25 protein-coding genes are annotated in these 24355 nt (G+C 45.2%); 15 read left to right on the top strand and 10 right to left on the bottom strand.

Annotated features, from left to right (window positions below; genetic code table 11):
- Positions 1-18: 18 nt before the first annotated feature.
- A complete protein-coding gene (locus C7460_RS07300; protein ID WP_115867441.1) occupies positions 19-240 on the bottom strand; it encodes a FeoA family protein in 222 nt (73 codons plus the stop codon).
- Positions 241-305: 65 nt separating this feature from the next.
- Positions 306-944, bottom strand: coding sequence for a response regulator transcription factor (locus tag C7460_RS07295; RefSeq protein ID WP_115867440.1), 639 nt, complete (start codon positions 942-944; stop codon positions 306-308).
- 176 nt (positions 945-1120) lie between these two features.
- On the opposite strand from C7460_RS07295, the gene fumC reads away from it, so the two are divergent.
- From fumC to map, 3 genes are all read left to right on the top strand, one after another.
- On the top strand, positions 1121-2524 hold the full coding sequence (gene fumC / locus C7460_RS07290) for a class II fumarate hydratase (protein WP_115867439.1): 1404 nt from the start codon (positions 1121-1123) through the stop codon (positions 2522-2524).
- Between the two features lie 76 nt (positions 2525-2600).
- Positions 2601-3209, top strand: coding sequence for an Ezrin/radixin/moesin family protein (locus tag C7460_RS07285; protein ID WP_115867438.1), 609 nt, complete (start codon positions 2601-2603; stop codon positions 3207-3209).
- A 90-nt stretch (positions 3210-3299) separates the two neighbouring features.
- On the top strand, positions 3300-4091 hold the full coding sequence (map, locus tag C7460_RS07280) for a type I methionyl aminopeptidase (RefSeq protein ID WP_115867437.1): 792 nt from the start codon (positions 3300-3302) through the stop codon (positions 4089-4091).
- Here the strand turns inward: map and C7460_RS07275 are convergent, their stop codons facing one another.
- Positions 4092-4481 (bottom strand): VOC family protein, encoded by a 390-nt coding sequence (locus tag C7460_RS07275; protein ID WP_115867436.1) that lies wholly within the window; start codon positions 4479-4481, stop codon positions 4092-4094.
- Between the two features lie 60 nt (positions 4482-4541).
- Here C7460_RS07275 and C7460_RS07270 point away from each other — a divergent pair, with 60 nt between their 5' ends.
- From C7460_RS07270 to C7460_RS07260, 3 genes are all read left to right on the top strand, one after another.
- Positions 4542-6335, top strand: a complete 1794-nt coding sequence (locus C7460_RS07270) for a chloride channel protein (protein WP_317127691.1) — start codon at positions 4542-4544, stop codon at positions 6333-6335.
- Positions 6336-6751: 416 nt separating this feature from the next.
- Positions 6752-7225 carry a TlpA family protein disulfide reductase gene (locus tag C7460_RS07265; protein ID WP_115867434.1) on the top strand — a complete coding sequence of 158 codons (474 nt, stop codon included), beginning with the start codon at positions 6752-6754 and terminating at the stop codon, positions 7223-7225.
- Between the two features lie 8 nt (positions 7226-7233).
- Complete coding sequence (locus C7460_RS07260) at positions 7234-7860, top strand: thioredoxin family protein (protein WP_115867588.1); 627 nt, start codon at positions 7234-7236, stop codon at positions 7858-7860.
- 52 nt (positions 7861-7912) lie between these two features.
- Here C7460_RS07260 and C7460_RS07255 read toward each other — a convergent pair whose 3' ends face one another.
- From C7460_RS07255 to mazG, 3 genes are all read right to left on the bottom strand, one after another.
- A complete protein-coding gene (locus tag C7460_RS07255; protein WP_115867587.1) occupies positions 7913-8350 on the bottom strand; it encodes an SRPBCC family protein in 438 nt (145 codons plus the stop codon).
- A gap of 108 nt (positions 8351-8458) precedes the next feature.
- Positions 8459-8878: a DUF1761 domain-containing protein gene (locus C7460_RS07250; protein ID WP_115867433.1), complete on the bottom strand. Its 420-nt coding sequence runs from the start codon at positions 8876-8878 to the stop codon at positions 8459-8461.
- A gap of 66 nt (positions 8879-8944) precedes the next feature.
- Positions 8945-9763, bottom strand: coding sequence for a nucleoside triphosphate pyrophosphohydrolase (mazG, locus tag C7460_RS07245; RefSeq protein WP_115867432.1), 819 nt, complete (start codon positions 9761-9763; stop codon positions 8945-8947).
- Between the two features lie 79 nt (positions 9764-9842).
- Here mazG and C7460_RS07240 point away from each other — a divergent pair, with 79 nt between their 5' ends.
- Complete coding sequence (locus C7460_RS07240) at positions 9843-10073, top strand: hypothetical protein (protein ID WP_115867431.1); 231 nt, start codon at positions 9843-9845, stop codon at positions 10071-10073.
- A gap of 104 nt (positions 10074-10177) precedes the next feature.
- Positions 10178-11560 (top strand): phosphoglucosamine mutase, encoded by a 1383-nt coding sequence (gene glmM / locus C7460_RS07235; RefSeq protein WP_115867430.1) that lies wholly within the window; start codon positions 10178-10180, stop codon positions 11558-11560.
- Between the two features lie 63 nt (positions 11561-11623).
- Here glmM and C7460_RS07230 read toward each other — a convergent pair whose 3' ends face one another.
- Entirely contained in the window at positions 11624-12238 is a 615-nt protein-coding gene (locus tag C7460_RS07230; RefSeq protein WP_115867429.1) for an NUDIX hydrolase, read from the bottom strand.
- Positions 12239-12329: 91 nt separating this feature from the next.
- Between C7460_RS07230 and C7460_RS07225 the strand changes: the two genes are divergently transcribed.
- From C7460_RS07225 to C7460_RS07215, 3 genes are all read left to right on the top strand, one after another.
- Positions 12330-13466, top strand: coding sequence for a cysteine desulfurase family protein (locus tag C7460_RS07225; protein ID WP_115867428.1), 1137 nt, complete (start codon positions 12330-12332; stop codon positions 13464-13466).
- Positions 13459-15618, top strand: a complete 2160-nt coding sequence (locus C7460_RS07220; RefSeq protein ID WP_115867427.1) for an N-acetylmuramoyl-L-alanine amidase — start codon at positions 13459-13461, stop codon at positions 15616-15618. Before C7460_RS07225 ends, C7460_RS07220 begins: the two co-directional genes overlap by 8 nt.
- 302 nt (positions 15619-15920) lie before the next feature.
- Positions 15921-17135, top strand: a complete 1215-nt coding sequence (locus C7460_RS07215; RefSeq protein WP_115867426.1) for a serpin family protein — start codon at positions 15921-15923, stop codon at positions 17133-17135.
- Positions 17136-17243: 108 nt separating this feature from the next.
- Here the strand turns inward: C7460_RS07215 and hemH are convergent, their stop codons facing one another.
- The 3 genes from hemH to C7460_RS07200 all read right to left on the bottom strand — a co-directional run bounded on the left by hemH (position 17244) and on the right by C7460_RS07200 (position 19581).
- Complete coding sequence (gene hemH / locus C7460_RS07210; RefSeq protein WP_115867425.1) at positions 17244-18254, bottom strand: ferrochelatase; 1011 nt, start codon at positions 18252-18254, stop codon at positions 17244-17246.
- Between the two features lie 27 nt (positions 18255-18281).
- Positions 18282-18875 (bottom strand): YqaA family protein, encoded by a 594-nt coding sequence (locus C7460_RS07205; protein ID WP_115867424.1) that lies wholly within the window; start codon positions 18873-18875, stop codon positions 18282-18284.
- A gap of 79 nt (positions 18876-18954) precedes the next feature.
- The gene (locus C7460_RS07200) at positions 18955-19581 is read right to left on the bottom strand and encodes a hypothetical protein (protein ID WP_115867423.1); all 627 of its coding nucleotides are present in this window, start codon (positions 19579-19581) and stop codon (positions 18955-18957) included.
- Between the two features lie 171 nt (positions 19582-19752).
- Between C7460_RS07200 and C7460_RS07195 the strand changes: the two genes are divergently transcribed.
- The 4 genes from C7460_RS07195 (at position 19753) to C7460_RS07180 (ending at position 24047) form a co-directional block, all read left to right on the top strand.
- Positions 19753-19974 (top strand): hypothetical protein, encoded by a 222-nt coding sequence (locus tag C7460_RS07195; RefSeq protein ID WP_115867422.1) that lies wholly within the window; start codon positions 19753-19755, stop codon positions 19972-19974.
- A 78-nt stretch (positions 19975-20052) separates the two neighbouring features.
- Entirely contained in the window at positions 20053-21756 is a 1704-nt protein-coding gene (recJ, locus tag C7460_RS07190; protein ID WP_115867421.1) for a single-stranded-DNA-specific exonuclease RecJ, read from the top strand.
- Between the two features lie 23 nt (positions 21757-21779).
- Positions 21780-22523: an LPS export ABC transporter ATP-binding protein gene (gene lptB, locus C7460_RS07185; protein ID WP_115867420.1), complete on the top strand. Its 744-nt coding sequence runs from the start codon at positions 21780-21782 to the stop codon at positions 22521-22523.
- A gap of 33 nt (positions 22524-22556) precedes the next feature.
- On the top strand, positions 22557-24047 hold the full coding sequence (locus C7460_RS07180; protein ID WP_245986230.1) for a GH3 auxin-responsive promoter family protein: 1491 nt from the start codon (positions 22557-22559) through the stop codon (positions 24045-24047).
- Positions 24048-24355 lie beyond the last annotated feature (308 nt).

The following is a 24355-nucleotide window of genomic DNA, read 5'->3' as shown; positions in this document are numbered from 1 at the left end:
TGTATGGAACAAAATAGATCAAAGCTCTACTTCTACAAGGGAAGCTTCTTCACGTCGCAAAGAAAGGGTATAACCATCAAGGTCCACTGCGATTGGCCCACCAAACGGAGCACGAAATGCCACGTGAATGTCTTTACCCGGGTAGATTCCCATGTCCACGAGCTTTGAGGTCAGTCCATTTTGGACCAGACTTTTAACCTTTACCTTTTGATTAATTTCTAGTGAATCGAGCGTTATCATGCAGCTGCAAATGTAAAGAATGACCACCAGCAATGGCAATAGCTACTTCTGGTGAAAAAAATGGACTAGGCTTTGACCAAACCAGTCTCCAGCGCATATACAATGAGTTCCGTAGGAGATTTCAAATTGAGCTTCTTCAATATGTTCTTACGGTGTGAATTGATCGTATGCACACTTACGTTTAGCTCATCGGCTATTTGGGCTGTTTTGTGGCCCTTGGTAATGAGCTGAAGCACTTCATATTCTCGTGGAGAGAGATCTGTAGGCTCACAGTCCTCTGCCTTGTCCTGGCTGTCGTCTATGAGTAGGTCTAGTATGCGATTGCAGTAAAACCTACTATTTTTGGAGACAGATTCTATGGCGTTGAGGATCTCATTTTGGCTACACTTCTTTGTTACAATGCCCTTGATGCCCATGTCTATCAGCGGCTTTATGTGCTCTCGCTTGTCCTCATTGGTGATGATCAGCACATTGGTGGCATTGGCTTTGACTACCTGACCAAGCAAAGACTGTAGCACAGGATCTTTACTCTGATAGTCCATCAATAATACATCGGGGTGATTGGTCAGTACGTTTGTCATCAGCTCTTCCGCGCCATCTACTACACCTACCAACTCAAATTCGTCCCTTTCAGAAATCAGGTGTATCAGGCCCGCACGGGTAAGAAACTGGAAATCTGAAATCAGAACATTTATCTTTTTCATCAAATTTTGTTCGGGAATCCGGAATAATTTAGAATCATTCTAAACAACAAAGCTAAACCTAAAACACCAATTAGACAATTAGGTTTGATTTTGATGACTTTTTCCCCTGCATGTGAGTGTTTGAATTACTTTTGTGTCGTCACATTACATCTCAACATTCAAATATCAAAAGCAATATGGATTTCAGGATCGAGCGCGATACCATGGGGGAAGTAAAAGTACCCGCAGACAAATACTGGGGAGCACAGACTCAGCGATCACGAGAAAACTTTAAAATAGGGGGCAGCACCATGCAGATGCCTCTAGAGATCATCAAGGCCTTTGCCATCCTGAAAAAATCTGCAGCACAGACCAATCAGGAGCTAGGAGTACTTGATAAGCAAAAGTCTGACCTGATCGCTCAGGTGTGCGATGAAATCCTGGAGGGCAAACACGACGACCAATTTCCACTGGTAGTATGGCAAACAGGCTCTGGCACCCAGTCTAACATGAACTGCAATGAGGTAATCGCTAACCGCGCTCATGTACTCAATGGTGGCTCACTGACAGACGAAAAGAAATTTGTGCATCCAAACGATGATGTAAATAAAAGCCAGTCATCCAATGACACCTTCCCAACTGCCATGCACATAGCATCCTATAAGCTGTTGGTGTCCGAGACTATACCGAAAGTAAAAAAGCTTAGAGACACGCTCAAAGCTAAATCCGATGCATTCCAGGACGTAGTAAAAATCGGTCGCACGCACTTTATGGATGCTACGCCGCTCAGCCTGGGACAGGAATTTTCTGGCTACGTATCACAGCTAGACCATGGCCTCAAAGCCCTGGAAAACACCTTTGCTCACCTAAGCGAACTAGCTCTGGGGGGTACGGCAGTAGGTACAGGCCTAAACACACCTGCAGGCTATTCAGAGCTTGTTGCAAAGAAAATTGCAGACAATTCAGGACTTCCATTCATCACCGCTGAAAACAAGTTTGAAGCACTGGCTGCTCATGATGCCATGGTAGAAACCCATGGAGCCTTGAAACAATTGGCCGTAAGTCTGATGAAAATAGGAAATGACATCCGCATGCTGTGCTCAGGGCCGAGAAGTGGTATTGGTGAAATCACCATTCCGGAAAATGAGCCGGGATCATCTATCATGCCAGGAAAAGTAAACCCTACGCAATGTGAAGCATTAACTATGGTTTGTGCTCAGGTAGTGGGTAATGACGTGGCAGTAAGTGCCGGAGGCATGTATGGGCAGTTTGAGCTCAACGTATTTAAGCCAATGATGGTGTATAATGTGCTAACTTCTGCTCGTCTGATTGGCGATGCGTGTGAGTCATTTAATGACAACTGTGCCGTAGGCATAGAGCCTAACTATCCGGTGATCAAAGAAAAGCTGGAAAACTCTCTAATGCTAGTCACGGCCCTCAACACCCACATAGGCTACGAAAACGCAGCCAAAATTGCCAAGAAGGCACACAAAGAAGGCACTACGCTCCGCGAAGCTGCCATCGCCTTGGATTTACTCACAAGTGAGCAATTCGACGAATGGGTAAAACCCGAAGACATGATTGGGAGTTTGAAAAAGTAAATAATTGCTTTTTTTAAAGTTATTTTAGTACTTTAGTCCTGTGTAGTTAAATATTTATGAATCAATAGTTTAAAAAATGAAAAGATTTGTCACAGTAATCGTTCTAATCTTTTTCGCTGCAGTAGGCTTTGAAGCCACCGCGCAGATGTCAAAAAAAGAAAAAAAGGAATGGAAAAAGCGAATCAAAGCGCTTGAACCTGAGCAATATAAGACGCTGATCGAAGAAAATAAGTCACTAAAAAGTCAGGTGGCTAGTCTCAAAAATGAGCTAGCTGGAGTAGATGACAAAATAGCTGACAAGGATGATCAGATCGCTTCTTATCAAACTCAGGTAGCCAAGCTTCGTGATGAGCTTGCAGAAGCAAACTCTAAGCCTGCCGCTAAGCCAGCCGCTGCGCAACAGGGCAATATCAACGAAAACGTTGGGGTTGTTTTCAAAGTGCAGATTGGCGCTTACTCAAACAAAGACCTCAGCAAGTATGGCAAAAACGCCAAAAACTTCGCTCAGGAATCTGATGGCAAACTCAATAAATTCACTGTAGGTGCTTTCCGTGACTACTGGGAGGCAGATACCTTTAAAAAGTACTTGCGCGAAATGGGCGTGAAAGATGCCTTCATCGTTTCTTACAAAGACGGTAAGCGTGTAGACATCAAAGAGGTACTCGAAGGTGTGACAAAATCTTAAATCATATAGCCATATGGCATAAAAAACCCTCCGACTCCTCGGGGGGTTTTTTGTTTGTGTTAGTTTTGCACTTTCTCCAGTTTATAGTTCATGATTCATTACAAGTCCAAAGAAGAAATAGAGATCATGCGCGAAAGTGCGCTGATTGTTTCCAAAACCCTCGGCCTAATGGCGGAGCACATTCAGCCGGGTATCACTCCTCTACAACTCGATAAAATCGCTGAAGAATTTATTCGGGATCAAGGTGCAGAACCGGGATTTTTGGGCTTATATGACTATCCAAATACGATTATCACGTCTGTAAACGAACAGGTAGTTCATGGCTTACCGACCAACCGACCTTTAGAGGAAGGCGACATTGTAGGGTTGGATTGTGGGGCATTGAAAAATGGCTATTACGGAGACCATGCCTACACTTTCGCGGTGGGTGAAATCGCCGATGACATTAAACAACTCCTAAAAGTCACCAAAGAAAGCCTCTACAAGGGCATCGAACAGACAGTAGCTGGAAACCGAATTGGGGACATTGGGTATGCCATCCAGAACTATACCGAGAGCTTTGGATACGGAGTAGTGCGCGAGCTCGTAGGCCATGGCCTGGGCAAGAAAATGCACGAATCTCCAGAAGTACCCAACTATGGCAAACGCGGGCGCGGACCTAAACTGAAAGAAGGGCTCGTAATCGCCATTGAGCCGATGATCAATATGGGCACCCGCCGAGTGGTGCAGCTTTCGGATGGGTGGACCATCGTCACGGCAGATCGCCAGCCATCAGCCCATTTTGAGCATGACGTGGCTATCGTAGACGGCAAACCCGAAATCCTGTCCAGCTTCAAATACATAGAGGAAGCTTTGGAAAAAGTAGGTGGCCTTTTGGTATAGCTATTCCCATATCCCCGGAGGCACTATTTCTAACACGTGCCCATCGGGATCCTCAAAATAAAAGGACTTCAACGCCCCCTTCCAGGATTGCTCATGGGTGATCGCTACCCCGGAGTGTACCAGCTGGGCTTTCACAGCTTCATACTGATCTTGCGGAACTTCCAAAGCAATATGCAGCTTGCCGTGAGCATAGTGTGGGGGCAGATTTTGTTCCTGGCGAGTGACCTCCGCCAAAAAGCACAACAAGACCGAGCTACCACACCTAAAAAACACGTGCCGACCCTGAACCTCGGAAATCACCGGAAGGTTCAGAATACCTTCATAAAAAGTCCTGCTCGCTTTAATATCCGCTACATATAGACATGTCTCTTTGATTTGCGTAAATTCCATGCGTAATTTTTTGCTTTACATAAAGTTATGCTGAATCTGAAATTTTAACTTTGCCGCGTCGTGGCAGAAAAACACCAAAGGTTTTCCCGTTTGCTCATGCGCTTTCTGGTCTGGCGCCTAAAACACATCAGCGATAACAACTTTTTGCTGATCGTAGCCAGCGTGATCGGGCTTACTGCCGGGCTGGCAGCGGTCACCCTCAAAACGACCGTACATTACGTACAGCACCTCCTTCAGCAAAACCTGGACCTCACCAAGATAAACTACCTGTATATCGTATACCCTGCTGTAGGTATCATACTCACCATTATGGTACGGCAGTTTATAGTAAAAGATACTCCGGGCCATGGTATCACACGAATCCTGCGGGCCATTTCCAAAACATCCAGTAGGATCAGAAAGCGATACATGATGTCCAATATGCTGAAAAGTGCCATTACCGTAGGTTTTGGCGGGTCAGTAGGACTAGAGGCTCCCATTGTGGTCACGGGTTCTGCCATTGGCTCCAATTTTGGACAGTTTTTTCACCTGGATTATAAGAAACGAACACTGCTGATAGGCTGTGGGGCAGCAGGAGCCATCTCAGCAATATTCAACTCACCCATTGCAGGAGTTATTTTTGCCATAGAGGTAATACTCACTGAGGTGAAAATCAGCAAATTCATCCCTATCCTTATTGCATCAGTGAGTGGTCAGCTGGTATCCATCATCCTGTTAGGAGAGGATGTCCTGTTTTCATTCAAAATCGTAGACTCTTTCTCAGCCAATGATACACCCTATTACATTTTGCTGGGAATAGTCTCTGGACTCGCTTCATTGTACTTTATACGGGTGACATATTTCACTGAAGACCTGATCCACAAAATACAGCAGCCATATGGCAGGGCAGCCATAGGTGGACTTGCATTGGCATTGATCATATTTGTCTTTCCTCCCATCTATGGCGAAGGGTATGAATCCATCCTCAGTCTGCTCAAAGGCAATGAAGTGAAATTTTTTAGCGGAAGCTTCTTTTACCACATGGCCGAACAGCAATGGGTGATCGTCTCAGTACTGTTTGCCATCATCCTGGCCAAGCCCTTTGCTACCGCCCTTACCATAGGCTCAGGAGGCAGTGGAGGGGTATTTGCTCCATCACTTTTTATGGGTGGGGTCACCGGTTTTCTGTTCACCCGTGTAGTCCAAATCATTCTACCTTCCAGCTCTATCAGTGCCAGCAACTTTACCCTGGTGGGCATGTGTGGAGTGATGAGCGGCGTGCTGCATGCCCCGCTTACGGCCATATTCCTAATTGCAGAAATTACCGGGGGGTATATGCTGTTTGTGCCACTGATGATCGTATCAGCCATCAGCTTTACCACCATATCCTATTTCGAAAAACACAGCATCTACACTAAAAACCTAATAGAAAAGGGAGACCTCATACAGTACGACAGAGACCGTATAGTCCTGAGTCTGATCGACCTGAAAAAAATCATCGAAAAGGACTTGCTCACCATCCACCCGGATGCCACGCTGGGAGAGCTCGTAGATCTCGTAAAGAAGAGTAAGCGCAACATCTTCCCTGTGGTGAATGAGAAAAACGAACTGGAAGGCATCGTGACCCTGGACGATATCCGCGAGATGATGTTTGAGTCTGACAAAAGAGACAAACTCATCATCAAAACACTTATGAGTAAACCTCCGGCATTTGTTAGTCCCCAAGAAAAAATGCAATCGGTGATGAATAAATTTGAGTTAACACAAGCATGGAATCTGCCAGTAATAGATAACGGCAAGTACCTTGGATTTGTCTCTAAATCACGGATTTTCAACGCTTACAGAAAGAAACTAATCCGACAAACCAAAGAGTAACAGCACCATTCACTCGACTACTCAAATAAGCCAGTCTATTCAGCCAATCTAAAAAAATTCTGGCTTATCCACACCTGACACATTTAAGAGCAACGGCGTAAGTGACTGAATATCTGTTTGTTATTATCCTGATTTACACCCCTGTGGATAAAGTGGGTAAAATGTGAATAAATATCAGCAGGGCGATTTGGATCAAATTTATTCTCTTCGTAATATCCCACCCCAGTCAAATCCCAAATGATCATGTCTCAAAAGCTCCAAAAAAGCCATAACCTCTGGAACTATTTTTTGCTACTTTATCAGAATATTACCAACTAGCCTGAGAAAGCCGTGCCACTGCATTAGTTTTTCTTAGAAAAACACAATTTTTATTTTTTGTAAACCTATTCAACGCAATTACGTAAAGCTATTGAGTAATGAAAGCATTTTTTATAGCCATTATCCTGTGCATCGGTTTGTCCAGCCAGGCAGCAGCACAAGACGTAAAAGCCATCAAGCTACCCGAACTGGATAAGCTGATTTCCGAATCCTCTGACGAACTTCGAATCATCAACTTCTGGGCCTCATGGTGTGGACCCTGCATAAAAGAAATGCCACATTTTGATAAGCTGCATACCGAAAACAAAGCAGAGGTGTATTTTATCAGTCTCGACTTTCCACGACAACTCGAGAAAGTAGCAAAGCTCGTAGCAAAAAAAGAAATCAAAGCACCTACATATTTACTAGATGAAAAGGATGCTGACCAATACATTCAAAAGATTGACAACAATTGGAGTGGAGCCATTCCAGCCACCCTGTTTATAACTCCTTCTGGCAAACGCTATTTTTATGAAAGTGCCTTTACGGAAGAAGAGCTTAACGCTACGATCGAAAAGTTATCAACCAAATGACTAATTCTATGAAAAAATCAATGTTACTAATCACCGGCCTGCTTGTCACAGTGGCCGTGCTTTTCGTAAATGCTATGGAAAGTGAAAATGACGGATTGGAAGTAGGTGATGTTGCTACTGGTTTTGAATTACCTAATGTAGATGGCAAAATGGTCTCTCTGGACAGCTACAAAGACGCCAAAGGTTTTGTAGTGATATTTACATGCAATACCTGTCCTTATGCCAAGCTGTATGAGCAGCGAATCATTGAGTTGGACAAAAAATACAGCGGCAAAGGGTTTCCAGTGATCGCTATCAACCCCAATGATATCTCCAAACAACCGGGTGATGCCATGGAGAAAATGAAAGAACGGTCATCAGCTAAAGGATACACATTTCCCTACCTAAGAGATGACGAACAAAACGTAGCCAGAGCCTATGGAGCTACTAAAACTCCTCATGTATACGTACTGAACAAGGAAGGCAACAAACTACGCGTGGAGTACATCGGCGCTATAGACGATAGCCCCAGTGAAGAAGCTGATGTAAGTAAAACCTACGTAGAAGACGCTATCAACGCGCTTTTAGATGGCAAAAAACCTGCTGTGACAAGCAAAAGAGCTATTGGATGCACGATCAAATGGAAAGATGCATAGTATCCTAAAAGGTTGAAAAATTTCAAGAAGCCCGCTATCACCGCGGGCTTTTTTATTGTCGAAAGAAGCGTCTGTATATTGGCCTGCGATAGGCAAACTGCAGCATCAAAGCTGGGTACATCAGCAAATCTGTAAATAGAGTACCTGTTCGGTATTGAATATGATCAATGATCACCGAGCCTGAATCCTCCTGCTCCACGATGTGTTCATGCTCCCACCCACTGAGAAAAAAAGGAAGCTTTACACCTACATCCACAAAATACCAGCGGTCAGCTGTACGGGATTCTTCGGTGATTTCACTCGTCCAAACTTGCTTAAATAAGAGGAAATTGAGCTCCAGCGATACCACATCACCGGTTTCACAGCCATCAAACTGCTTCAGCTTTACCTGGGGAAAGGGAGGGTTCAATGCCAAAAATAGCTTCTGGTCAAAGCCATTGATTACAGCGGATATATTAGAATTGACTTTAGTTTTAAGCGTAAGTCGCATAGATTTAGGATTCCCCATGCAAGAAACCCTCTTGCGAATCAAAAGTTTTAACTCGAAAGAAAGAAAAGCCAGGCCAGCCGATAACCACACGGCTGGCACAGAGAAGAGTTATCTTGTTTTAGTCCACGCTCCCAACACCAGACCAGACACCGTCCAGCCTACTACCTGAAAGCCTCCTTCAATCCAGGCAAGAGGATAGGGATCTTGAGAAAACATGCCTGATGTAAGGTGAGGCAGTAAGTACAGCACAAAGCCCAGCAAAAAACCAAAAGTGAGCCCGGAAACTGCTGATCGTACATTCATGCGAACAAACATGTAGGCGATCAGGTACAATGGCAACAAGCTGGATAATACATTAGAAATCCAAACCCCTGCTCCAGGAGGATTTGCTTCAATAGTTTCCAAATCCAATCCGGTCATGGCCATCCACGGCTCGCCAAATATGGGCCCATACCATGAAAAACCCAGTACAAACATCCACACAAGGCATACAAGCACGGCAAGGTGATTAATCTTCAAATCGTTCATCGCTTTAAATAGTTAGGTTAAAAGTCTATGAAGTAAAATACGAATTTTTTTGAATTGAATTCCTCCTCAACCTTTGGTTTTAGCTTCCTCCCAGTACTGATCCATTTCGTCCAGAGTCATCTCGTCGAGTGATTTACCGTCTTTTTTGGATTCTAACTCCAGGTAATTAAATCGCTTGATAAACTTCTTGTTGGTTCGCTCCAGCGCCTCTTCGGGGTTGATGTCGATAAACCGAGAATAGTTGACTAGCGAAAACAGCAAGTCACCAAATTCATTCATGGCCTTTTCTTGATCCACTGGTCCTTTACTGATGTTAAATTCATTTTTAAACTCCTGCATTTCTTCCTCCACTTTTTCCCAAACCTGTTCTTTCTTTTCCCAGTCAAAACCTGCTCCACGGGCTTTTTCTTGAATGCGCATTGCTTTGACCATGGCAGGAAGTGATGCTGGCACACCACCAAGTACCGATTTATTACCCTTTTCTTTCAGCTTAATTTTCTCCCAGTTTTCCTTGACCGCCTCTTCATCATCTGCATGAACATCCCCATAGATGTGCGGATGTCTTGTGATGAGTTTATCACAGACTCCATTGAGAACATCTGCCACGTCAAATGCCCCTTTTTCGGAACCAATCCTTGCATAAAACACCATATGAAGCATTAAGTCTCCAAGTTCCTTTTTCACCTCATCCAGGTCACCTTCCAATATCGCATCGCCCAATTCATAAGTCTCCTCTATGGTGAGGTGGCGCAAGGTTTCCATCGTTTGTTTTTTATCCCATGGACAATTCTCGCGCAATTCATCCATGATCGTCAGCAAGCGGTCAAATGCATCGAGTTTTTGTGTCCTATTGGGGTCTGGTTTTGCTAATTGTCCGGGCTTCATGAAATGATTAATGATCTAAATGTGTTAAGGCAATACAAGAACACAAATATTCTTTAATTTTGTCGCAAATTGTAACCCCATGGCTACTGTATTACTAGGAATAGGATTTATCGCATTGTTTTTCGTACTGATGTCTGTAAGGCTCATCCTTAAGAAAAATGGCGAATTTAAAGGCACATGTGCTTCGCAAAGCCCTTTCTTAAATAAAGAAGGCGCAACCTGCGGGTACTGTGGCAAAACCATGACTGGTGACGAATCCTGTGGCAACCCCGACTCGGAAGTCAATAAAGTCATGGCAAAATTTAACTAAACCATTAGGTATAGACCACCCTGTTTTTATTTGATTAATCAAATGTCTAACCCGACAGGCACCGAGCTCATTTAGCGCTCACCTGTCCTTCAAATTCACTTGAATTGTCACTAATTAAATCAATTTCCGGACTGAGAGGTACGGTAGGAGGAAAAGTGGGCGAAACGCTCACTCCCATCGATGTTGCAAAATTCGCTGCTGGTTATGGCATGTGGATCAAAGAGCGTCATGAAGCCCCCAAGGTAGTCCTTGGTCGTGATGCTCGACCGTCAGGAAAAAGTTTCCGACAAATTGTGATCAACACACTGATCGCTCAAGGAATAGACGTAGTAGACCTTGGCCTGAGCACCACACCTACAGTAGAAATGGCCGTGGTAAATGAAAAGGCCCAAGGAGGAATTATCCTCACCGCCAGCCACAACCCATCCGGCTGGAATGCCTTAAAACTGCTCAACGAAAACGGAGAATTTATCTCTGCTGCAGATGGCAAAAAAGTCCTCGAATGGGCAGAATCCAAAGATATTCTCTTTGTAGATCCAAAGAAATTTGGCACGGTAACGGAGCGCGATGATTACATCGATTGGCACATCGACGAAATACTGAAACTGGATCTGATCAATATCAAAGCCATTCAGGCTCGTGGTTTCAAAGTGGCAATAGATGCCGTAAATAGCACCGGAGGAATAGCCGTACCCAGACTCCTCAAAAAGCTGGGTGTGCAGGTAACAGAGTTATACTGTGAGCCAAACGGAGTTTTTCCACACAATCCAGAACCTGTACCAGAAAATATTACTCATATCTGCAATGAAATAGCGGGTGGCAGCTACGATCTGGGCTTTGTGGTAGATCCTGATGTAGACCGTCTCGTCATGGTCTGTGAAGATGGTCAGCCATTTGGAGAAGAATACACGCTGGTATCAGTGGCTGATTATGTACTTGGCAAAAAGCCAGGCAACACGGTGTCTAACCTATCGTCTACGCGAGCCCTACGTGACGTGACTGAAAAACATGGAGGCACTTACGAAGCTGCAGCAGTAGGAGAGGTCAATGTGGTGACCAAAATGAAAGAAACCAATGCTGTTATCGGTGGAGAAGGTAATGGTGGCGTCATTTTACCAGAACTTCATTACGGTAGAGACGCACTCGTAGGCATTGCCTTATTCTTATCGCACCTGGCAGAGTTTGGCAAAAGTACCTCGATGCTCCGAGCCAAATACCCCAACTACTACATCTCTAAAAACAAGATAGAGCTAGACCCTGAGTTAGACCTGGATGCAGTCTTGGAAAACCTAAAGTCCAAGTATGCCAAAAACAAGTTTAGTACGATAGATGGCTTAAAAATAGAATTTGATACCGAGTGGGTACACTTGCGCAAGTCTAATACCGAGCCTATCATCCGGATTTATGCAGAGTCTGACAGCCAATCTACGGCAGATCACCTGGCTCAAAAACTGATGATGGATATCAAGGAACTGATTGCGAATTAAAGCAAACTAAATCCTCAAGAACAGCGAAAGCGTGATGGTAAAAGCATCACGCTTTTTTTATTTTCAATCGAAATCTAGCCCTTCCTTGTTTGCCAGCTCCACCAGCCTTCGCACCTGGTCCTCAGTATTTCTAGGTAAAGACAATTCCGGTAGGTCATCCACATCAAAAAAGTCTGCACCTAAAGTCTCATGACCTGGAACAAGAGCTCCACCCGTGATTTCACACAAAAAACTCAGCTTGTATACATATGCGGCCTCTGGTGGGTGGTCATGCATTTTCTTATCCCAAACACTCAGCAGACGGCTTACTTTTACTTCCAGTCCGCTCTCTTCAAATATCTCCTTGCGGATGTTCTCTGAGGGAGTATACCCGATATCACACCAGCCACCTGGCATGGCCCATTTGCCATCTACTTTTTCACGAATCATCAGCACCTTACCTTCTTGCATGACCAGGCCGCGCACATCTATCTTGGGCGTGGGGTAGGTGTCTAACTGATCAAAGAAAAACCTGACCTCTTTTTCATCCGATTCAGACCATTTGGCCAGTAAAGCATTGGATGTATCGCGTAGTTCTTCATAGCGCTCCACATCATAGGGGTTTTCAGTATAGGAAAGCCCCGTTTTTGCCATCGCCTGTACTCGTTTCAAAAATTCCAGCACTTCTTTTGAATCCATATTCTTTTGCTTTGTGTGTCAGCCGCCGCAATATGATTAATTTTGCCTGAAATAGAGAAAACCCATAACCCAATCCTATAACAATACGCCGATGAAAGTATACTTTGACAATGCAGCCACCACCCCGATCGACGAGGTTGTATTCGAAGAAATGAAACCTTACATGCTGGAGCATTTTGGCAACCCCTCATCTATTCATTCTCACGGCCGACAGGTACGAGCAGCCATAGAGCGCTCCAGAAAAAAGGTGGCAGACTTGCTCAACACTTCTCCATCTGAAATTTTCTTTACCTCAGGTGGTACGGAGGCAGACAATACGGCTATCCGGTGTGCCATAGAAGCCTACGGCATACAAAAAATCATCACCACGCCATTAGAACATCACGCAGTGCTCCACACCGTGCAGGCATTAGAAAAGCAAGGCAAAGAGGTGCACTACCTGGCTGTGGATGAAAAGGGCCAAATCGATATAAATGAAATAGAAGCTGAGCTCAAAAAAGAGCCCAACACACTGGTCACGCTCATGCACGCCAACAACGAGATTGGCACGCTCAATGACATCTATGCCATAGCGGAACTATGCCATGAGTACGGGGCCATTTTTCATTCGGATACAGTCCAGAGCATGGCACACTACCGTCACGATCTGCAAGAATTAAAAGCCAACTTCATCGTAGGTTCGGCACACAAGTTTCATGGCCCCAAGGGTATAGGGTTTTTGTATGTAAATCACGAAAAGCGCATTGCTCCTTTTATCCATGGTGGAGCACAAGAGCGCAACATGCGAGGTGGTACAGAAAATGTTTATGGCATCATAGGTCTGGCCAAAGCCCTGGAAATGGCTTACTCCGAAATGGACGAACACAGAAAGCAAATCGAATCTGTAAAGAGCTATATGATCGGTCGGCTTAAGGACCAAATCAATGGCATTGAGTTTAATGGCACGTCTGAAGACGTGGAAAACAGCCTGTATACTGTACTAAGCGCAAGCCTGCCCCCTAGTGATGATAACGACATGCTGCTATTCAACCTGGACATCAATGGCATTTCGGCATCTGGAGGGAGCGCCTGTAGTAGCGGGTCCAACATTGGCTCCCACGTGCTTACAGCCATTGGTTCTGACCCACAGCGTGGCGCCGTTCGGTTTTCTTTTAGTAGATTTAACACCAAACAAGAAGTAGACTATGTAGTTGACAAACTCAATGAAATCCTTACAGTAAGTGTTTAGACTTTTAATTTTTTTAGCTTTTTGTGGCCCATTTTTTTGCCAGGCACAAAGCCAGGCCCAGGTCACACGATGGAATACCGATCAGTCTGATTCTCGAAAAACCAATCACCCGGTCAGTGCGGTGGTGGTTCGCAGTGAATCTTATCAAGGCCTTTCGGTTACTTTGCAAATAGACGGTAGCTCGTATGAGATACCGTATGATCCGGATGCTCCAGAGTACTCGTACTTTATATCGTTGCCAGAGGTGATCTCCTTTCCGAGCAGCATTAGTCCCGAGGGCTTTGACATCACGCTCATTTATAGTGGGGAGGTCCCCAAAATCAAACCACGTAATCAGCGTGTAGCCAACGATTGCAACGATGCTCCACCTACCATTCCTCAGTCAGAATGGCGTGAAGGATTGCCAGAGCCAGATTACAATCGTGCATTCACCAACGTGCAGCACGTAATCGTGCATCATGCTGCCGGCTCCAATACCAACACCAACTATACGCAGGTAGTGCGTGATATTTACTTGTATCATACACAATCCAACGGCTGGTCAGATGTAGGGTACAATTACCTCATTGCTCAAAATGGCGACATCTACAATGGACGAGATCCTGGCGCCGGAGAGCAAGACAATGTTCGCGGGGCCCACTTTTGTGGAAAAAACAGCTATACGATGGGCATATGCCTCCTGGGCAATTATGAAACCGCTCAGCCGACAAGTTCAACATTAGAGTCTTTAGAACAACTCATTGCCTTTAAGCTGGAAAAAGAAGGACTGGATCCACTAGGTAGCAGCAGTCACCCAGCAGGACAGGTTGGACACATAGCCGGACACAGAGATGGATGTGCCACCGCATGTCCGGGTACTAATGTCTACAACAAGCTCGATGACGTACGCGTAGGAGTTCAGGAAAAAATGACACAGTGTGATACCATACTGCGTGTAAGTATAGCGCCAGAAAATGTGGAGCCGGGAGAGGAAGTAACATTTACCAACAAGTCCAATGGATTTGAAAGCTATAAATGGCTTCTGGAAGGGGCTGACCCATCAGAAGCCAATTGGACCACTGATGGAAAAGCCACCTATGCAGCTGAAGGCACCTTTGACCTTACACTAATCGGATACCGGGGAAGTGAAAGTGATACCATGCGACTAGAGGATGTAGTAACAGTGGTAGAAAAAGAGCTAAAGTTAACGGTGAGCAGCCAACAAGTGGTGGAGGGTGGTCAAATCACCTTTACCAACGCATCCTACGGGTACGATCGCTACAGCTGGAATCTGGAAGGCGCCGAGCCCAGCTCCACCAGTTGGTCTAGCTCAGGATCAGCCAATTACTACTACGCTGGCACCTACGATGTGCAGCTTACGGGCTTTTATGGTGATAGGAGCCACACCTATACGCTTACAGACTATATCACTGTGACAGAGCTCGATAAAGCGCTCAAGTTCTCAGTAAATGATCAGGAAACCTTCGAAGGGTATAAGGTGACTTTCACCAATGAGTCTTTTGGATATGACCGATATACCTGGAAACTGGAGGGGGCGGACCCACAAACTGCCGATTGGTCGGACAGTGGCATGGCTTCTTATGCCGAAAAGGGGTCTTACGATGTAGAATTGATTGGGCACTTGGGTAGCAGGCAGGATGTGCTACTTGAGGAAGACTTCATCAGTGTTTCTGTAAGAGAACTAGGGCTTCTGGTCAGTGACATCACATTGGATGCGGGTCAGGAGGTCACCTTTACCAATACTTCTGTAGGCTACGAGTCTTATCAGTGGTACCTCGAAGGAGGTGACCCTCAAAACCCTACCTGGGAAGACGTGGGCACAGCCACTTATCGCTATGGAGGTACATTTGATATCCAGCTCATCGGCACACACGGCACCACAAGTGACACCTTGGCTTACGAAGATTTCCTTTTAGTAAAATCGGATCTGATGCTCCTGCCCAACCTGGTATCTTCTGGTGGGGAAGTGGCACTTGCCACAGATCAGGAAATCAAAAAAGTCACGCTAATGGATGCCGGAGGGAAAGTGTATTTCTCCATCACATCGCCTTTGGCTGATAAAATTCAGTTGCCGGCGCTGGATAAAGGCATTTACTTTTTAGATGTGGAAACATCCCGAAAGAGGACCCGCAGTAAGCTGCTGGTAAAATGAGTTTCCTTCGTAGAACGTAAGCCATAACTCTAAAGAAATTACCGATGAAGGCTCTTTTGTGTTTAAGCAAAGGAGCCTTCATTATTTCCATTCAATTCTACTCTTGCCGTGACACTTTTAGATGCATCAAGCAAGGTCATCATTACAGAAATCACAAACACCAAGAACAAACCAGCCTGCCTCTGCTAAAGCCAGGGGGCTATCTTAGCTGAATACAACAGGCCCCAGCCCGCTAAGGTGAGGTTTCCAACCAAATGAACACTATAGCGTGTCCATAGGCAAGACCAATTACTCAAAATGGCATGCGTGACTTCCGTATTTTCCTTTTGTCAATCCTGATCGTGTCAGTTGCTTTTTCTTGCCAGCAAGAGGACACACCTACGCCAGCAGATCCTTTGGTAAGATCACTTTCCGCTACTGAGTCTGAGGTTGCCGCATCAGCCAACAACTTTACGTTTGACCTGATGACGCATATTGATGAGGAATTTCCAAATGAAAACTACTTCATCTCTTCTTTTAGCGTAAGCACAGCTCTCTCCATGACGCTAAATGGTGCTGCTCCGGCAAGTCAGGAAGGCTTCAAAGAAGTCTTGGGGCTGGAAGGAATGTCCACCGGAGAGCTGAACAGCGCCTATCAATCCCTTGTACAATACATCTATGGTCTCGATCCTTCGGTCACACTGGCGGTAGCCAACTCCAACTGGTACTCTCATCGTTTCACCATCAATGGGGACTTTGCCGACATACTGACAAAGTACTATCAGGCGGAGATTTTTGAACGTGACTTTGGGAATGAAGAGACTTTACCCGCTCTCAATGGCTGGGTGGAAACCAAAACTAACGGAAAGATCAAGAACATCCTCGACAGAATAAATCCTGATGATGTCATGTTCCTGATCAACACAATCTACTTCAAAGCAAACTGGAGCCAGCAGTTTGACCCGAAAGCCACACGGGATTTGCATTTCACATTAGAAAATGGCCAATCCGTGGAGGTACCCACTATGATGGCTGAAGTGAAGCATTGGAAATCATACGCATCTGAATGGAGCGCGCAGGTGATAGAGATACCCTACGGAAATGAAAACTATGCATTCACCATCATCATGCCCGATGACCCTTCAGAGATTAACGAACTGATATCTAAAATAAATGCTACCACACTCCATGAGGCCTTGGTAGATTCCACTACATTGGTGCGAGACTTGTATTTGCCGAAATTCAAACTTGATTTTAAAACAGACTTAAAGGAAACGCTTGTAAATATGGGCATGCCCATCACTGGATTGGACAACCTTTTTGAAGAGAATCCTCCTTTGGCGATCAGTAAAGTAATACACCAGTCATTTCTGGAAGTGAATGAAGAAGGATCGGAAGCCGCTGCAGCAACTGTTGTAGGTGTGGAGCTTACTGCTATGCCTGCTACCACTAATGTAAACCAGCCTTTTGTGTTTCTAATTCGGGAGAGAAACAGTGGAACCATCTTGTTTTCAGGTAAGCTAATAGACCCCAGGTAGTCAGAGGGTGTGGGCTATTTAAATCCTACTTCCATTCAACTTTTCGAATCTTGAGTATTGGCTAGCCAGCCAGAGACCCTCTACTTAAAGGCCGCAAGAGCAAGTTCACTAGCGCTCGCGAACCAGACCAGCCAGGCTTTCCACCCACAAGGGGTCGTCATTAAGGCTTTCTACCAGATCCCACTGCTCACCTCCAGCTTCGATAAACTCTTCTTTGTATTCCTGTCCCACTTCTATGGTGGTTTCCAAACAGTCAGATACGAAAGCAGGAGAAAAAGCCAAGACTTTCTTTTTTCCACTTTTGGCTAGCTCTTTCAACACATCTTCGGTGTAGGGCTGTATCCACGGATCTTTGCCCAGCCTTGACTGAAAGCAAACGGTGTATTTGTCTTCCGGTATTCCTAACTTATCCGCTACCAGCCTTGAAGTATGAAAACACTGTGCACGGTAGCAAAACTGGTTGCGTTCATGAAATTTATTACAGCATGCCCCAAGCTGACACTGATTACCCACAGAGCCCTTTTTGATTTGTCGCTCTGGTAAGCCATGGTAGCTAAACACAAAGTGATCGTAATCCGTCTTTTCCATCCACCTACGACCATTTTTGGCGATAACTTCCAAAAATTTATCATCTTCTAAAAACTGCGAAGTGAATCTGATTTCGGGAATAATCTGCCAGGTTTTGGTGATCTCCATCACTTTATCAATCACTGATCCTGTAGTAGCAGAGGCATATTGCGGGAACATTGGAATCACATGAATGCTGCTCACATTTGCTGCTTTTAGCTTATCCAACCCTGACTGGATGGAAGGACTTTGATAGCGCATGGCGTACTCTACCACATAATCAGCGCCAAGTAGCGCCCGCAAAGGATCGAGCAAGTCTTCGGTGTAATATTTTAGCGGAGAGCCTCTTTCTGTGAATAGTTTACGGTATTCGGCTGCTGATTTGGGTGCACGAAATGGGGCGATGATGAGATTGACCAGCATCCACCGCGGCACTGCCGGTATGTCAATCACGCGTTTGTCAGACAAAAACTCCCTCAAATACTTTCTTACATCCGCCACGCTGGTTGAATCTGGTGTTCCCAGGTTGACGAGCAATACTCCCTTCTTCATATGTGTATTTAATAGTCTACGAAAGGCCTATTGCAAGATATTGGCCTCCCAAATGATCGCCGCATATACTATAAACCGTAAGAATCGGGTAAGTGAAAAAAGTAAAAATCTCCGATAGGGATATTTTACTGTGCCCATCAGCATACAGATACCCGAAAACGGCAAAGGTGTAAGGGCTGCAACTATAACCAGAAACCCACCAAAACGGTTAAAGTGTTTTTCGAATTTTCCGAGATAATTTTTCTGGAGTGTGCGGTAAAGCTGCGTGGTACTAAAGTGGGAGCCAATGTAATAACCAATAATACCCGACATGTATGAAATCACCGCAAGACCAATGACATTCAGGATGTATTGAGAAAGGAGTTCATTGCGAAGCGCCCAGATCATAAAAAGCTCTGGAGGTATGATCCCAAAAATGGTTTCACTCGCAAAGAATATACTGAATATCAACGCTGGCTGGTCATACAGCGGCCCCAGCAGACCTTGCATGGTAAAGTTGTAGTTGGCCTTTAGGTAGAAATATCCACCTACAATCACAGCAAGCCAAATGACTCCTTTCAGAAAATTACGTAAGAAAAACCTGGTGCGCTCTATAGCTTCCCTTTGCTCATCTGGCTGCATAAATACTGCTCAATATTAATCCTTAGACCCTTGCAAAAACGTCGAAATTACGGCATTTGTTGGACTCAGAGCCGCAAAACTAAGATTTTTCCACAATTTGTTCTTCCACTGACACGTCTGATGTAAACTGTACCTGCCAGAAGGGGTCTCTAAGCTCAGTATATCGCCCATAAAACTGTGTAAGCATCACCTTCACGGCATAGTTTAGACGATTGAGAGCGTCACGATGATAGTCCAACCTGTTTTGGGGATGATGAATAAAAAATTTGATAATCGGGAAGGTGGCTGTACGCAAAGTACCAAGAGCCTTTTTGACATCTGCCTGCTCCTCCTCCAGAGCCTTAGCCGCCCGGTGAGTGGCCTCACCAATACCTGATAACAATGCCGCATACAGGAGGAGCGTAGCCTGTCCTTTCTCACGATAAAGCTCCGTCAGCTCTTCACAGTGAGATGCCAGAATCCGCAGTGCAGGCAGGCTCTGACTTGCTTCAGTGAATACATTGGGCTGCCAAAGTATTTCCCTAAAGGTAAAAACAGAAGGCAAAAGCTCCGTATCATACTTGGCATCCGAACGCAACGCATGAAGCGTATCCAGCGCCACATCCTTCACTCGAAGCTCACCAGCTACTAACTCTAACGTCCATCCCTGTTCACTAGCGGCGATGAGTTCGGTAAAATTCCATATTTCACTTAAAGCAATACGCATCACTGACGGAGTAATCTAACCCTAAGCACGGTATTTTGTCAAATTTTGAAAGGCTTTTAGCCAAAATACTCACCCCATACTGCATACACGCAATCATAACATTTACATAACTTTCTGATTTACAAGTTTTTTATGTAGTTTTAGTAAGCTTGCCTAATACACCATAGCGTTATGACTCGAAAAGCCTCACCTATTTACTACGAAGGTCATAAGATCGTGCGAATTTCTGACCTTCCTTTTTCGCAGGCGTCACTCTTCAGCGGGTGGGTGCAGCCTTCGAGCCTCCTCCACTTTGACGCTCCCGGTGACCAGGACTGTGTGCGGTACGAAGACTATGACTACTGGTTTACCAATCATTTTTGTGCAGAACAAAATCTGGATGAAATGATTTAATTTCATTTCGAGGCAATCATGTGCTGATAGTTTTAACCATTCTTTAAATATTTGCATCGGATTTTCTAATTTCCCCAAATGGAAAAGAGATGGGTGCTGCGTGATATTCCTAACAAAGAAAAACTAGACGAACTCTCTCGTTCGCTCAACATCAATAAGCAGCTGGCCACACTGCTTTTGCAGCGTGGAGTATCCACTTTTGATGAAGCCAAAACCTTTTTTCGTCCTTCACTAGACCACCTCCACGACCCTTTTCTCATGCTGGACATGGACCGGGCCGTAAACCGGCTTTGTGAAGCCATCTTCTCCAATGAAAAAATTCTGATCTATGGTGACTATGATGTGGATGGCACTACCTCCGTTTCACTTATGTATGGCTTTCTCAAAGCCTTTTCTGATCAGCTCGTATATTACATCCCTGACCGATACACCGAAGGTTATGGTATATCCACCAAAGGAATAGAACATGCTCATGCGCAAGGCATCCAGCTGATCATCAGCCTGGACTGTGGCATCCGAGCGGTGGACAAAGCAGCACTGGCTAAGTCCTACGGCATAGACCTGATCATTTGTGACCACCACCTCCCCGGTGAGGAGCTGCCAGATGCCTACGCCATCCTCGACCCGAAGCGCCCCGGAGACAATTATCCATTTAAAGAGCTATCAGGCTGTGGTGTAGGGTTTAAACTCTTGCAAGGGTTTTGTGAACAAAACTCCATAGATCAGGAGCAACTTTTTGTACATCTGGATCTGGTCTGTGTAAGCATTGCCTCAGACATAGTACCTATCGTGGGAGAAAATCGGGTGTTAGCTTATTACGGGTTAAAAAAACTAAACCACTCACCATGCCCTGGCCTCAAAGCACTGATAGATGTAAGCAGCCTGCGAGGCGAACTAGACATCACTAGCATAGTATTTTACTTAGGCCCCAGAATCAATGCCACCGGCCGGCTGACACATGCACACGACTCAGTAAAGCTGCTCACAGCTGAGGATGCATCCGAAACGGAAGTCTTCGCTCAAGTATTGCATGCTAAAAACGCCCAACGCAAAGATTTTGACAAAACCATCACAGAAGAAGCACTGGAAATGGTGAGCACCAACACCGAGATGAAAGATGCCCGAAGTACGGTGCTTTTCAAAAACGACTGGCACAAAGGTGTAATAGGCATCGTGGCCTCTCGTTGTATTGAAAAATATTACCGCCCCACGATCATTCTCACAGAGTCTGAGCAGAAGGCTACCGGCAGTGCCCGATCAGTAGAAGGGTTTGACATACATGCAGCGATCTCTCAGTGTGAAGATTTACTCCTCCAGTTTGGGGGCCACACGCATGCGGCTGGTCTCACTTTGCCTTTAGAGAACGTTCCTGCATTTCAGCAAAAATTTGAAGAAGTGGTGGCTACCACTATATCTCCAGAACTATTGGTTCCCAGGCTTGAGGTAGACCTGGAGGTAGCACTGAGTTTTGCCAATTATAAAAACTACATGATCCTCAAACAAATGGCGCCTTTTGGGCCTCAAAACCTAACTCCGGTGCTGGTAGCTCGTAAAGTAAAACTAAAATCTCCCCCAAGAGTCATAAAAGAGACACACCTCAAAATGGACTTGTGTGAGGATGGCAACGACTTTACCTATCCCGCCATAGGTTTTGGTCTGGCCGAAAAACTGCCAGTCATTCAATCATCAGAATATTTTGATGTGGCTTTCCAACTAGAAGAAAATGAATACCGTGGGCACAAAAGCCTACAGCTGAATATTAAGGATGTGAAAATTGCTTAATACATTGCAAGGTCAAAGAAATTATGGAGCTACGAGCAGATACATTAATCAAGAAATACAAAAAGCGAAAGGTGGTCAACGAAGTATCCGTCTCTGTAAATCAGGGAGAGATCGTAGGGCTACTGGGGCCAAATGGTGCAGGCAAAACCACAACGTTTTACATGATCGTGGGGCTGATCAAACCCAACAGTGGGCACATCTACCTCGACAAGGAGGACATCACAGATCTGGCCATGTATCGCCGTGCCAAAAAAGGCATCGGTTATCTGGCACAAGAAGCCTCCGTATTTCGCAAGCTCTCCGTAGAAGACAACATACTGGCAGTACTGGAAATGACCAAGCTCTCTAAAGCCGAGCAGCGTGAAAAAATGGAATCCTTGCTGGAGGAGTTTAGCCTCACGCATGTGCGCAAAAACCTGGGTATGGTACTATCTGGTGGTGAGCGCCGACGTACGGAAATTGCCCGGGCTTTGGCAGTGGACCCGAAATTTGTGCTGCTAGATGAGCCTTTTGCAGGGGTAGACCCTATTGCCGTAGAAGAAATCCAAACCATCGTATCCAAGCTTAAGAAAAAGAACATAGGCATACTTATCACCGACCACAACGTAGACGAAACCCTGTCCATCACAGACCGAGCCTATCTGATGTTTGAGGGCAACCTCCTCAAAGCAGGTACTCCTGAGGAGCTGGCTGCCGATGAACAGGTCCGTAGAGTATATTTAGGTAAAAACTTTGAGCTGAGAAGGGTTAAGAGCGAGGAAGACTAAATGGAGATATTCAATTCAATACTTACCTGGGTCATGAAAAAACGGATTCATGACATGGAGCTGTTCATTAAATACCCACATGATGTACAGGAGGAACTCCGCAGAGGCCTCTTGTCACGGGCAGCTCGCACGGAGTATGGTCGCAAGTATGGGTTCGAAGACCTTCGCAACAGGGAAGAATTTCGCAATCGCGTACCGATCGTCACCTACGAAGACCTGTACCCCTATATAGAGCGTCTGATGGCTGGTGAGCAAAACCTTCTTTGGCCCACAGAAGTACGTTGGTTTGCCAAATCGTCCGGAACTACGAATGCACGGAGCAAGTTCATTCCTGTTTCCAATGAAGCCCTGGAAGATTGCCACTACAAAGGTGGCAAGGACCTGCTCTCTATCTATGTAAACAATTACCCCGACACTAAGATGTTTACGGGTAAAAACCTGGTAATTGGTGGTAGCCAGCAGGTCAATCAGTTTGATAAAAATGCCAAGAGCTACTACGGTGATGTCTCTGCAGTACTCATCAAAAACTTACCCTTTTGGGCCCAAATGGTCCGCACTCCATCTCTGGATATCGCACTCATGGATGAGTGGGAGGAAAAGATCGAAAAGATGGCTCAGTATACCATCAATGAAAATGTAACGTCCATCTCCGGGGTTCCTACCTGGACCATCGTGCTCCTAGAGCGTATCCTCGAAATACGCAACACCAGCTCCATTTTGGATGTATGGCCTAATCTGGAAGCTTTTATCCATGGAGCGGTGGCATTTACTCCCTACGAAAAGCTCTTCAACAGCCTCATCCCCTCATCAAACATGAGGTATATGGAAACCTACAATGCCTCGGAGGGATTTTTTGGCATACAAGACCAAACCGACTCAAAAGAAATGCTGCTCATGCTAGACTATGGCATCTACTATGAGTTTATCCCCATGGATGAGTGGAACAATGAACACCCGAAAACTGTAGGTCTGGATGAGGTAGAGCTGGGAAAAAACTATGCGATAATCATCTCCACCAATGCTGGTCTTTGGAGGTACAAAATTGGCGACACCATCAGGTTTACCTCATTAGACCCCTATCGCATTAAAATCAGTGGGCGTACCAAGCACTTCATCAATGCATTTGGGGAAGAGTTGATCATAGAAAACGCCGAAGAAGCTATAGCCGAGGCCTGTGAACAAACCGATGCAGAGATGGAAAACTTCACTGCGGGGCCTAAGTATCTGGAGGCAGGTAGCAAGGGATGCCATGAGTGGGTCATAGAGTTTAACAAAGCGCCTGAAAACCAGACACAGTTTACTGAAATACTGGATGCCAAACTGCGGACGCTCAACTCCGACTATGATGCCAAACGGCAAAATGACATGGCATTGTCGTTACCGATCATCCATTTTGTACAGAAAGGCACGTTTTATAGCTGGATGAAAAAAAGAGGGAAACTAGGTGGCCAAAACAAAGTACCACGCCTGGCCAACAACCGTGAATACCTGGACGACCTTTTGGAAATGATCGTGTCGGCTTAGTAGGGCGTCCTTGATAAATACTTTTTAGTAAAAAATGCCTTTCTATGAACTCTGAGGGGCATTTCAATCTCGTATATTGTATGCGAAAACCTCAAAAAGGTGTGATTTTTAGCATTTTTGAGGTTTTTTGAGTGGCCTTGAAGAAAATGCGTGAAGAATTTTGATCGTGAGGTCGATTAGAAAAACATACTGTTTGATGTCCGACGAAGGAGGACGAGTTTATGTTTTTCCGGCCTCAGGATCAAAATTTAGCAAATTTCTTCACAGCGTGGACGGCCAGTCCTTGATCTTTTTCCTTAGGTTTTGGA

Origin of the sequence: Marinoscillum furvescens DSM 4134 (genome assembly GCF_003386095.1) — a bacterium.
GTDB classification, from domain to species: Bacteria; Bacteroidota; Bacteroidia; order Cytophagales; family Cyclobacteriaceae; genus Marinoscillum; species Marinoscillum furvescens.
This window is presented reverse-complemented; position numbering and strand designations above follow the sequence as displayed.

What these genes read in the sequence shown, in the direction of transcription:
- C7460_RS07300 (WP_115867441.1), bottom strand. Translation starts at nt 240, where the DNA reads ATGATAACGCTCGATTCACTAGAAATTAATCAAAAGGTAAAGGTTAAA.
- C7460_RS07230 (WP_115867429.1), bottom strand. Translation starts at nt 12,238, where the DNA reads ATGGATTCAAAAGAAGTGCTGGAATTTTTGAAACGAGTACAGGCGATG.
- fumC (WP_115867439.1), top strand. Translation starts at nt 1,121, where the DNA reads ATGGATTTCAGGATCGAGCGCGATACCATGGGGGAAGTAAAAGTACCC.
- C7460_RS07260 (WP_115867588.1), top strand. Translation starts at nt 7,234, where the DNA reads ATGAAAAAATCAATGTTACTAATCACCGGCCTGCTTGTCACAGTGGCC.
- C7460_RS07240 (WP_115867431.1), top strand. Translation starts at nt 9,843, where the DNA reads ATGGCTACTGTATTACTAGGAATAGGATTTATCGCATTGTTTTTCGTA.
- C7460_RS07275 (WP_115867436.1), bottom strand. Translation starts at nt 4,481, where the DNA reads ATGGAATTTACGCAAATCAAAGAGACATGTCTATATGTAGCGGATATT.
- C7460_RS07265 (WP_115867434.1), top strand. Translation starts at nt 6,752, where the DNA reads ATGAAAGCATTTTTTATAGCCATTATCCTGTGCATCGGTTTGTCCAGC.
- map (WP_115867437.1), top strand. Translation starts at nt 3,300, where the DNA reads ATGATTCATTACAAGTCCAAAGAAGAAATAGAGATCATGCGCGAAAGT.
- C7460_RS07255 (WP_115867587.1), bottom strand. Translation starts at nt 8,350, where the DNA reads ATGCGACTTACGCTTAAAACTAAAGTCAATTCTAATATATCCGCTGTA.
- C7460_RS07200 (WP_115867423.1), bottom strand. Translation starts at nt 19,581, where the DNA reads ATGCGTATTGCTTTAAGTGAAATATGGAATTTTACCGAACTCATCGCC.
- C7460_RS07225 (WP_115867428.1), top strand. Translation starts at nt 12,330, where the DNA reads ATGAAAGTATACTTTGACAATGCAGCCACCACCCCGATCGACGAGGTT.
- C7460_RS07195 (WP_115867422.1), top strand. Translation starts at nt 19,753, where the DNA reads ATGACTCGAAAAGCCTCACCTATTTACTACGAAGGTCATAAGATCGTG.
- C7460_RS07180 (WP_245986230.1), top strand. Translation starts at nt 22,557, where the DNA reads ATGAAAAAACGGATTCATGACATGGAGCTGTTCATTAAATACCCACAT.
- C7460_RS07285 (WP_115867438.1), top strand. Translation starts at nt 2,601, where the DNA reads ATGAAAAGATTTGTCACAGTAATCGTTCTAATCTTTTTCGCTGCAGTA.
- hemH (WP_115867425.1), bottom strand. Translation starts at nt 18,254, where the DNA reads ATGAAGAAGGGAGTATTGCTCGTCAACCTGGGAACACCAGATTCAACC.
- C7460_RS07295 (WP_115867440.1), bottom strand. Translation starts at nt 944, where the DNA reads ATGAAAAAGATAAATGTTCTGATTTCAGATTTCCAGTTTCTTACCCGT.
- C7460_RS07215 (WP_115867426.1), top strand. Translation starts at nt 15,921, where the DNA reads ATGCGTGACTTCCGTATTTTCCTTTTGTCAATCCTGATCGTGTCAGTT.
- mazG (WP_115867432.1), bottom strand. Translation starts at nt 9,763, where the DNA reads ATGAAGCCCGGACAATTAGCAAAACCAGACCCCAATAGGACACAAAAA.
- lptB (WP_115867420.1), top strand. Translation starts at nt 21,780, where the DNA reads ATGGAGCTACGAGCAGATACATTAATCAAGAAATACAAAAAGCGAAAG.
- C7460_RS07205 (WP_115867424.1), bottom strand. Translation starts at nt 18,875, where the DNA reads ATGCAGCCAGATGAGCAAAGGGAAGCTATAGAGCGCACCAGGTTTTTC.
- recJ (WP_115867421.1), top strand. Translation starts at nt 20,053, where the DNA reads ATGGAAAAGAGATGGGTGCTGCGTGATATTCCTAACAAAGAAAAACTA.
- C7460_RS07250 (WP_115867433.1), bottom strand. Translation starts at nt 8,878, where the DNA reads ATGAACGATTTGAAGATTAATCACCTTGCCGTGCTTGTATGCCTTGTG.